General features: G+C 58.2%; 8 protein-coding genes. 5 read left to right on the top strand and 3 right to left on the bottom strand.

What is annotated here, in order from left to right; translation table 11 throughout:
* A partial coding sequence (locus ACCAA_RS04305) for an efflux RND transporter permease subunit (protein WP_186406016.1) occupies positions 1–2791 on the top strand: 2791 nt, incomplete at its 5' end.
* A gap of 155 nt (positions 2792–2946) precedes the next feature.
* Here ACCAA_RS04305 and ACCAA_RS04310 read toward each other — a convergent pair.
* Positions 2947–3507 (bottom strand): Uma2 family endonuclease, encoded by a 561-nt coding sequence (locus tag ACCAA_RS04310; RefSeq protein WP_245754425.1) that lies wholly within the window; start codon positions 3505–3507, stop codon positions 2947–2949.
* Between the two features lie 271 nt (positions 3508–3778).
* Here ACCAA_RS04310 and ACCAA_RS04315 point away from each other — a divergent pair, with 271 nt between their 5' ends.
* The 4 genes from ACCAA_RS04315 (at position 3779) to ACCAA_RS04330 (ending at position 6386) form a co-directional block, all read left to right on the top strand.
* Positions 3779–4000: a DUF433 domain-containing protein gene (locus ACCAA_RS04315; protein WP_186406017.1), complete on the top strand. Its 222-nt coding sequence runs from the start codon at positions 3779–3781 to the stop codon at positions 3998–4000.
* A gap of 11 nt (positions 4001–4011) precedes the next feature.
* Positions 4012–4302, top strand: a complete 291-nt coding sequence (locus tag ACCAA_RS04320; RefSeq protein ID WP_245754426.1) for a hypothetical protein — start codon at positions 4012–4014, stop codon at positions 4300–4302.
* 338 nt (positions 4303–4640) lie between these two features.
* Positions 4641–4796 (top strand): DUF2569 family protein, encoded by a 156-nt coding sequence (locus ACCAA_RS22680; protein WP_186406019.1) that lies wholly within the window; start codon positions 4641–4643, stop codon positions 4794–4796.
* A gap of 900 nt (positions 4797–5696) precedes the next feature.
* A complete protein-coding gene (locus ACCAA_RS04330; protein ID WP_186406020.1) occupies positions 5697–6386 on the top strand; it encodes a PEP-CTERM sorting domain-containing protein in 690 nt (229 codons plus the stop codon).
* Positions 6387–6600: 214 nt separating this feature from the next.
* On the opposite strand, the gene ACCAA_RS04335 is transcribed toward ACCAA_RS04330, so the two are convergent.
* Together ACCAA_RS04335 and ACCAA_RS04340 are read right to left on the bottom strand one after the other, a co-directional pair.
* Positions 6601–7029, bottom strand: coding sequence for a hypothetical protein (locus ACCAA_RS04335; RefSeq protein ID WP_186406021.1), 429 nt, complete (start codon positions 7027–7029; stop codon positions 6601–6603).
* Between the two features lie 198 nt (positions 7030–7227).
* Positions 7228–7428, bottom strand: coding sequence for a hypothetical protein (locus tag ACCAA_RS04340; protein ID WP_186406022.1), 201 nt, complete (start codon positions 7426–7428; stop codon positions 7228–7230).
* Positions 7429–7470 lie beyond the last annotated feature (42 nt).

Genomic DNA, 7470 nt, shown 5'->3' on the forward strand with positions numbered 1-7470 from the left:
GGACGTACAGTCGGCGATTTCGGCTGCCTTGCGCAGACTGCCGCCGAACATGCCCACCCCACCCTCGTTCCGCAAGGTGAATCCGGCCGACTCGCCGATCTTCTACATCGCGCTGTCGTCTGCCACCCTGCCCCTGCCGATGGTCAATGAGTACGCCGAGACGCAACTCGCCCAGCGCCTGTCGACGATTCCAGGGGTAGCCCAGGTGCAGATCTTCGGATCGCAGAAGTTTGCCGTCCGCGTGCGCGCCAACCTCGACCAACTCGCGGCGCGCGGGATGGGAATCGACGAGTTGCAACAGGCCATCACCCAGGCCAATGTCAATCAACCGGTCGGGATGTTCGACGGCAGCCGTCAGACCTTTGCCATCAAGGACAACGGTCAGCTTGCCGATGCCGCCGCTTATCGCCCGCTGATCGTCGCCTGGCGCAACGGCGCGCCGGTTCGGCTGGAGGATGTGGCTGCGCCGATCGACAGCGTCGAGAACAACAAGATCGCCAGTTGGAACGTGGACAAGCGCGCCATCGTCCTGGCCATTCAGCGCCAGCCGGGAACGAACACCATCGAGACGGTCAACGCCATCCGCAAGATCCTGCCCGGTTTCAAGGCCAAGCTGCCGGCGGCGATCGAAATGAACATCCTCTACGATCGCAGTATTTCGATCCGCGACGCGATTAACGACGTTCAGTTCACGCTCGTGCTCGCCGGTTTCCTGGTCCTCCTGGTCATCCTGCTCTTTTTGCGCAACGTATCGGCGACGCTGATTCCCAGCCTGGCGCTACCGATCTCGGTGATCGGCACCTTCGCTGCGATGTACGTCCTTGGCTACAGCCTGGACAACCTGTCGCTGCTGGCCCTGACGCTGGCCGTCGGCTTCGTCGTCGACGATGCCATCGTGATGCTGGAGAACATCGTCCGCCACCTGGAGGCGGGCGAGACGCCGTTCGAGGCGGCGATCAAGGGCGCGCGGGAAATCGGCTTCACGATCGTTTCGATGACCCTTTCCCTGATCGCCGTCTTCATCCCGGTGCTCTTCATGGGTGGCATCGTCGGCCGGCTGCTGCACGAATTTGCGGTCACCATCTGCGTCGCGATCCTGGTCTCGGGAGTCGTCTCGCTGACGCTGACGCCGATGCTCTGCAGCCGCTATCTCAAGCCGGCCGGGTCGACGCAGCACGGGCGCGTCTTCCGTGCTTTCGAACGCTTCTTCGACGCTCTCCTGCGCGGCTACAATAAAAGTCTCCGCTGGGCGATGGCCCGGCCGCGGCTGATCCTGGCCACTTTTTTCATCAGCCTGATCCTGACCATCGTCATGTTCGCGACGGTGCCCAAGGACTTCATCCCGAGCGGCGACAGCGGCCGCTTGCTCGCCTTCACCGAGGGCGCTCAGGACGCCTCGTTTGCCTCGATGGTCGAACATCAGCGGGCGGTGGCGGAGATCGTCGCCAAAGACGCCAACATCCGCTCGTTCATGTCGTCGGTCGGTGCCGGTGGCATTCGTCCCACCTCGAACACGGGGACTATTTTCATGCTCCTCAAACCGGCGAGCGAGCGCAAGCTGAGCCCCGACGAGATCATCCAGGAGCTGCGACCCAAACTGGCAGCAGTACCGGGAATCAAGGTGTATCTGCAGAACCCGCCGGTCATTGCCATCGGCGGGCAACTCACCGCCGCGCAATACCAATACACCCTGCAGGACACCGATCTCGATGAACTCTACTCGTGGACCCAGACCCTGCTCGCGAGGATTCGCCAGTTGCCGGGATTCATCGATGTCGCCAGCAACCTCAACAACTTGAGCCCGGTGGTCGCGCTCGACATCGACCGCGACAAGCTATCCACGCTGGGCTTGAGCTTTGCCCAGGTCGAGGATGCCTTGCAGAGCGCTTTCAGCGCGCGGCAGATTTCAACGATTTACGGCGCGACCAACCAGTACCAGGTGATTCTCGAAGTCGCTGTCGAATACCAGGCCGACCCCACCATGCTGTCGCGCCTGTACGTGCGTGCGTCCAATGGCCGGCTGGTGCCGCTCGACACGGTCGCCAGAATGAGCCGCAAGACGCAGGCGCTGACCGTCAATCATCAGGGACAGCTCCCGTCGGTGACCATCTCGTTCAACCTCCTGCCCGGAATCTCGCTCGGCGACGCGGTCAACCGCATCCGGGATCTGGAAAAGGAAATCAGCCTGCCAGTCTCGCTGAACACCAGCCTGCAGGGCACTGCGCAGGCTTTCCAGGCGTCGTTGCAGGGGCTGGGTATCCTGCTGCTGGTCGCCGTTCTGGTCGTCTATCTGGTCCTCGGGATCCTCTACGAGAGCTTTGTGCATCCCTTGACGATCCTTTCCGGCCTGCCCGCCGCCGGCCTCGGCGCGCTCTGCACGCTCTGGCTGTTCAAGGTCGACCTGAGTCTCTATGCCTTCGTCGGCGTGATCATGCTGATCGGCATCGTCAAGAAAAATGCGATCATGATGATCGATTTCGCGCTCGAGCGGCAGCGCGCTGACCGGATGCCGGCGCATGAAGCGATCTTCCAGGCCTGCGTCATCCGTTTCCGGCCGATCATGATGACCACCATGGCCGCCCTCGCCGGAACCCTGCCGATCGCGCTCGGCATCGGCGCGGGTGCCGAGGTGCGGCGTCCATTGGGTCTGGCCGTCGTCGGCGGACTGCTCGTTTCGCAGTTCCTGACGCTCTACCTGACGCCGGTGGTGTATCTGTATCTCGAACGGATCAGCCAGCGGCAAGCGCAGCGACTGGCCACTCTCCAGTCCGCGGGTAACCACCTGAAGTGAATGTCGCTGAAACGCTGGCGTGAAATCGACGCTGAGCACCTGGCCTTTGAGCCAGTCTGAAAGTGCCAACGCGAAAAGGTGCACCGACCGTACGGTTTGAGCGTCAGGCGAAGGGATCATGTGCAACCGGGGCGGCGTTTACGCTTGGGCGGCGTTTACGCTTGGCCGCCCTTGCGCTTCCACAGGCGGCTGAAGTCGAAATCGAAGGCGCATTTGGACAGTTCGAAACAGTGGGTTTCGTCGTGAAAGTCGCCTACCTTGCGATATTCCCCCTCTACGAGCCGCCACACTTTGGCCTTTTTCGCTTGCGGGTAGACCAGCACGTAATGGGGCACGCCTTCCGTGCGGTAAAGATCGAATTTGACAACTTCATCCCGCCGGGTAGTTTTGGGCGAGATGACTTCGAAAATCAGATCAGGGGCGCGGGTCAGCCGTTCACCTTCAGGTTGGTAGCAGATCACCAGCACGTCGGGTCGGACGACGGTGTCTTGCGCAAATTCCACGTCTATTTCAAACACCGCCTGGCAGTGCGGGCAATCGTCGAGCGACTCGTCGAGTTGCCGAAATACGGCGGCGCTTAGCTGCTGATGATCGAAGCTAGGCGACGGGACCATTGCAACCGGTTGGCCGTGAATCAGCTCCCAATCGCCTTCCCATTGGAGGTAATCCTGCACCGTGTAGGCTTCGACTGCTGGCTGCATGGACATAGCCTTCATACTCCCTTCGTTTGCAAGCGGACAGGAAATCCAACGGCGGCTCAGAAGTGTATGAAGCCCGATGCCTGGCCGTCAACCTTGGAATTCGTATCCTGCCAATATCATGAAAGCGCACATGGCCGCCATCTGCGCAGCGTAGATCAATCCAGTGCCCAAGCGCTGCCAGTGTTGGAATGTTAGCGGCGACCCTGCGCCCTCGCTTCAGATCTGACCCCGCTGCCTTGCTATAGCAGAGTTTCAGCATGCGCCCATCGGTGCTACGATTGCGCTCATGATCGATTGGTCCACCTGTCCGGCAGTGGAGCGAGACCCAGCACGCGTCAGCGGTGCATGGCTCTTCTGTGGCACTCGAGTGCCGGTGGCCGCTTTGTTCGAAAATCTTGAGGACGACGCTTCAGTCCACCAGTTTGTCGAGTGGTTCCCCGGGGTCACCATGGAGCAAGCGCGTACCGTGCTTGAACAGTCAGCACGAAGCGCATTGGCGGTTGCGTGAATGCGCGAGTCTTGTTCGACCAGGGAACGCCTGCACCGCTGCGTCATTCGCTCGCCGAGCACCTGGTCGAAACAGCCTTTGAGCGAGGCTGGGCGAACCTGAAGAACGGTGAGCTCATCTCTTTGGCGGAAGAAGCTGGCTTCGCGGTCTTCGTGACCACAGACAGGAACCTGACGTACCAGCAGAACCTTGCCGCGAGAAGCCTGTCCATTGTCGTCTTACGTTCTACAAGCTGGCCTCGCATCCAACGTGCAATGCCGGCAGTCCTTGCCGCTATCAACGGCGCCACTCCGGGTGGCTAAATCGAGGTAGGCATCGACTAACGGGCTAACCCACAAGGATTGACACGACTGCAGGGTACTCTCCATTCGTTGTTCACAAGGCCCCAATAGTGCTCTGCAACGGCTACCGCTGTTGCCCAAGCCACAGCGCTCTGCTGCAGCCGTTGAAATTTGTTCTTACAAGACCCCGCGCATGCTCTGACCAAACCGCTGAAGCACACAGCAAACCGCGCCAGGCGCTGGCTCGTTCTCAGGGTCTCGATCAAGATATTGCGTGCGAGCTGCCCTAGAAGTTGCTTGACTGTTCGAATGTTAGAACTGACCCCGCGATGCAGCTGACCCCGCGATGCATGCGCGCGATGCATGCGCACTACGCTTGGGTCTTCGATGAGGAGGCCATGACGAATGATGTAAACGTGGAGCTTGTTCGGACAGCAGTTTTCTTTGCGATTTGGTTTACATATTTCAACATCTCCAAGCGCATCAAGGCGACATTCCCGGAGGGGGGTAGATGAGAAAGATGCAGATGTTGCCGCTAAAATAGTGCGCTCCAGCGAACGTGTCCTCCGCCCGTCCACTCAACGGCTTGATGGAACTCCACGGTCTCATTTAATGGGACCCATACAAATTCTGCGATGGCAAAGGAGGCGAAAAGTACTGGATAAAACGCCCTCAGTGAGTGTTATGGCCGGCAGGGTGGCTCCGCCCTCGCCATTTGCGGTCTGCCGGGATGGGCCATCGTGCGCTGGGTCTTCAACTTCATTGAGAAAAATTGGGATGCGGGAATCGATGAGGTCGCCAGGGAAGTGATGGAGGTGCTGTAACGAACGGGCAAGGCTTCATTGATCTGATCGGGGTGGCCGGGCTGGATGACCACAGGTGCTGAGCGGGGCGGGATTCGGATGACTTTTCAGGGGCTCCTGGGGCCAAATGCGAGATTGACGCCGCTTCGTGGGGGCTCATGTACTCTCAATGGCGCCGTTGGATTTCCTATTCTTTTTCCCGCCCGCCTGTGTGCTTGAGAGACTTTTTTGCACGTCTTTCAGACTTCGCGTTGACCTAGGTCAACCTTCGACCGTTTTTCTTTGTGGACAATGACGAAGGTAGCCTGCAGGGGGCTTGGCCGAACAAAGGGGGAACATGAACATGCAAAAAAGCAGAGGTTTGGTCGCGCTGATCTGACTACTAGGAGGCTGTATGAAAAATTGTAATAAACTGCGCTTTGGCGTATGCATTCCGAGTGGCGAGGCCCTGGTCACCTGATACCGCTGCTTCAGGCCCACCTCGCCAGTGTCCGGCTTTACCCGCATCGCCATAATCGATCCCCTCAGACAGCCAAACCCGGCCACACCGGGAGTAATGCCAATATACTACACCAACGCCTTCGTTCGTTTATCAGGATAAGGGTATACAAGATGAAAATGAAAAGAAAGGGCTTCATCTCCAGTCTCCTTCTCGTTGTGGCCCCCTCACTTGGAATGATGTCGTGGGTTGACTCAGCCCGGGCCAATGCTGTAACGTTCAATTTCACTGGCCGAGCCTATGCTGTCAACGCTCCATGGGACAGTTTCTTTTCCGTCGGTGATTCAGTCACTGGAAGCTATACATTCGAATCCACGACGCCAGACCTAAATGCCGAGCCCGGCATTGGAGATTACCTGAATGCTCTGATTGGTTTGACAATATCGGTTGGGGGTACGATATTTCATTCTCAGCCAGGATATCAATTTATATACGTCGTCGACAACGAGAGCATAGAAATAAGTCCTGGCGTATACCGTCCTCCTATGGATTTATACCAAGTCTTCTCTGATCTTCAGCCTGGCTTGGGTTATTCTCATATCAGAACAAATCTTTACTTCAGTGATTCGTCACAAAATATATTCGCCAGTGACGCGTTGCCACTGACGTTTCCGGACGTTTCCAAATTCGACTACTCACTTCTTCAGGTTTTTGGATTTGAGCTTGGTCCTTATAATCCCCATTCTGGTGCCGTATTTTTTAGCATCACCTCCCCCGCTGCTATTCCCGAACCTTCATCGATTCTGCTCCTTGGCTCAGGTCTTGGCATGATCGGCTCGGCAGCATGGCGCCGCAGGAAATAGCAGAATTCATCTACCTAGTGTCTGGCAGAAAAAGCTGTTATTTGGACGGTCGGGCGCGTTCATCGGCGTAAGAAAGACGGCTGGTAACGAAAGGCCAGCGGCGTAAGCCTGTTTGTTGGCTGGCGCGGGGGGTCGATTGTCCAAAACATGCGTAAAGCATATTAGATGGTCGAGCAAACCGTCGTCTCTGTTTTTTGAACCCATTTGAAGGGTGTCAGGCGGCGAGTTTTTGGGGCTCAGGCACACGGGGTTTCGCGCGCGCGTTGCGCTCACGAACCACGACCCCGAGGCGATGGATGTTTCGCGCCAGAACCGCCAGCGCCACGTAGCGTTTGAATCCGTGAATTCCGTGATCGGGGCACAAGTCCAGCCCAAAATTCTCCAGGCCATTGATCGCCGATTCCACCGCGGAATGTTTGTGCCGGGCCTTGACGAATCCCGGCTCCGTTTCCCGCTCGCGGTCCGCGACAGACAGACGGCCTTTCTTGGGCATGGCCACCAGGTCCAGTTGCTGTTCCAGAGCCTCTCGATTCGACGGACTGTGGAAACCTTGGTCGAAACTGACTATCCGTAGGCTGGGAAAGCTGGCTTGGCTTGTTTCGACCATGCTCACCGCCACCTTGTCGTCGGTCTGCTTTTCCATCACCTCGTGGTGAAGAATGAAGCGGTGTTGGTCTTCGAGAATGCAGACTCGCAATCCGAGTTCTACCGGGATCCCTGCTGTTACGTCGCGCGGTGATTCAGACTGTTTGGCCCAAGCTGTTCGAGGCTGAGACGGAGGCAAAGTCCCACGCTGGAGGGGGAGGAAGGTATACCTGGGGCAGCGTGGGACGGAGGGAGACTACCGAAGGTTGTAGGGAGGCGTTTTCCAGGGGGTCTCGGGGTCGTAGAGATTCATCTGCCGGTGGTGGTGACGGCGTAACTGCACGAGATAACGGCTCTCGCAAGCGGCGGCGAGCTGGTGAAGAAAATCGCTGAGAGCCGAGGCGGTTTCGTCGGAGAGGCCATCGGGGAAGAGGGAGTCGAAACGTCGGCGCTTCATCGCAATTCCTCGATGGCCAATTGCAAGAGGTCGTCAGGCAGA

This window comes from Candidatus Accumulibacter aalborgensis, assembly GCF_900089955.1.
In the GTDB taxonomy this organism is placed as follows: Bacteria; Pseudomonadota; Gammaproteobacteria; order Burkholderiales; family Rhodocyclaceae; genus Accumulibacter; species Accumulibacter aalborgensis.

Excerpts from the sequence above, each read along its gene's own strand:
- ACCAA_RS04335 (WP_186406021.1), bottom strand. The coding sequence starts at position 7,029 with ATGGAAAAGCAGACCGACGACAAGGTGGCGGTGAGCATGGTCGAAACA.
- ACCAA_RS04340 (WP_186406022.1), bottom strand. The coding sequence starts at position 7,428 with ATGAAGCGCCGACGTTTCGACTCCCTCTTCCCCGATGGCCTCTCCGAC.
- ACCAA_RS04315 (WP_186406017.1), top strand. The coding sequence starts at position 3,779 with ATGATCGATTGGTCCACCTGTCCGGCAGTGGAGCGAGACCCAGCACGC.
- ACCAA_RS22680 (WP_186406019.1), top strand. The coding sequence starts at position 4,641 with ATGCATGCGCACTACGCTTGGGTCTTCGATGAGGAGGCCATGACGAAT.
- ACCAA_RS04330 (WP_186406020.1), top strand. The coding sequence starts at position 5,697 with ATGAAAATGAAAAGAAAGGGCTTCATCTCCAGTCTCCTTCTCGTTGTG.
- ACCAA_RS04310 (WP_245754425.1), bottom strand. The coding sequence starts at position 3,507 with ATGAAGGCTATGTCCATGCAGCCAGCAGTCGAAGCCTACACGGTGCAG.